Consider the following 1283-nt stretch of genomic DNA (forward strand, 5'->3'; position numbering starts at 1 on the left):
ACAATAAATTTCATGTTAAATTAATAAGATATTAAATAAATGAGGTGCTTTTTATGAAACAAGGATCCACACTCTTTTTAAAGACCGTTGTAATTCTGATCGGAATCCCCGTTCTTGCTATGTGCATTTTTTTAGTCCCTAAAATAGGAAATTTTGCTGCAGAATTATATCCAGATATTGCATATATTAAATATCTTGTATTTATCAATTTATACGCAACAGCAATACCTTATTACTTCGCACTGTACCAAACATTTAAGCTTTTAAACTATATTGATAAAAATAATGCATTCTCAGAGCTATCTGTTCAAACTTTAAAAAATATTAAGTACAGCGCATTGGCAATTAGTGTATTATATGTATTAGGTATGCCACTTTTTTATCTCGTGGCAGAGAGAGATGATGCCCCTGGCATTATTATTATCGGAATGATTATGATTTTTGCTTCAATGGTAATCGCGGTCTTTGCTGCCGTTCTCCAAAGACTATTAAAAGATGCTATAGATATAAAATCAGAAAATGATTTAACGGTCTGAGGTGAATAATATGGCAATTATTATTAATATTGATGTAATGTTAGCAAAAAGAAAAATGAGTGTCACAGAACTTTCGGAGAAGGTTGGAATTACAATGGCTAACCTTTCTATCTTGAAAAATGGAAAAGCAAAAGCAGTCCGTTTTTCAACTTTAGAAGCAATATGTAAAGCATTAGAATGCCAACCGGGTGATATTTTAGAATATCAACCTGAAGATACCGAGTAAAAAGAGTCCTTCATATGAGTAATGGGTTCAGTGTAGGAAGAGAAAAATGCTAATAACCATTAGGAATAACAAACTAAAACGCTCAGAAGATATTCTGAGCGTTTTTATTTCCTTCTTCAACTAAAACCAGTTAGTGTAAAAAGCTATTTCACCATTTGTATGGCTAACTTATCTTTTAACATTGACCTATATGAGTCAATTTCATATTTTGTATTATTGATTTTTTCTTTTTTCATTTTTAACATATCGAATATTTCTAATTCTAAATTCCTTCTAGCTTCAAGAACTTTTATCGCTCCTTCTACACCTGAATGGTTATGTTCTTTCCCATAGCCTTGGTTAGTGTAATAGTCAATAATTCCTGTGGACCATTCTGGAGTTCTTTCTTTTAACGCCTTCCTAAATGAAAATTCAAGATTATCTTGTTCTACATACAATAACATTGGATTTAAATTCTCTATGATTTTTGCAACTTTCATTACATAATTTATTATTTTTTCTTTTTGTTCACCATATTTAAT

At 30.5% G+C, this 1283-nt stretch carries 2 protein-coding genes and 1 pseudogene; 2 read left to right on the forward strand and 1 reads right to left on the reverse strand.

From position 1 onward, the window contains the following. Nucleotides 1–53: 53 nt before the first annotated feature. On the forward strand, nucleotides 54–536 hold the full coding sequence (locus ABWK52_RS29145; protein ID WP_098281216.1) for a DUF2975 domain-containing protein: 483 nt from the start codon (nucleotides 54–56) through the stop codon (nucleotides 534–536). Between the two features lie 10 nt (nucleotides 537–546). Continuing rightward, nucleotides 547–762: a helix-turn-helix domain-containing protein gene (locus tag ABWK52_RS29150; protein WP_000974619.1), complete on the forward strand. Its 216-nt coding sequence runs from the start codon at nucleotides 547–549 to the stop codon at nucleotides 760–762. Nucleotides 763–905: 143 nt separating this feature from the next. On the opposite strand, the pseudogene ABWK52_RS29155 reads toward ABWK52_RS29150, so the two are convergent. Continuing rightward, nucleotides 906–1283, reverse strand: a pseudogene (locus ABWK52_RS29155) (hypothetical protein); the annotation flags it as partial.

Source organism: Bacillus sp. AP50 (assembly GCF_040492675.1).
Lineage (GTDB): Bacteria > Bacillota > Bacilli > Bacillales > Bacillaceae_G > Bacillus_A > Bacillus_A cereus.

Bases quoted from the DNA above. Each gene is read 5' to 3' on its own strand.
- ABWK52_RS29145 (WP_098281216.1), top strand. From the start codon at position 54: ATGAAACAAGGATCCACACTCTTTTTAAAGACCGTTGTAATTCTGATC.
- ABWK52_RS29150 (WP_000974619.1), top strand. From the start codon at position 547: ATGGCAATTATTATTAATATTGATGTAATGTTAGCAAAAAGAAAAATG.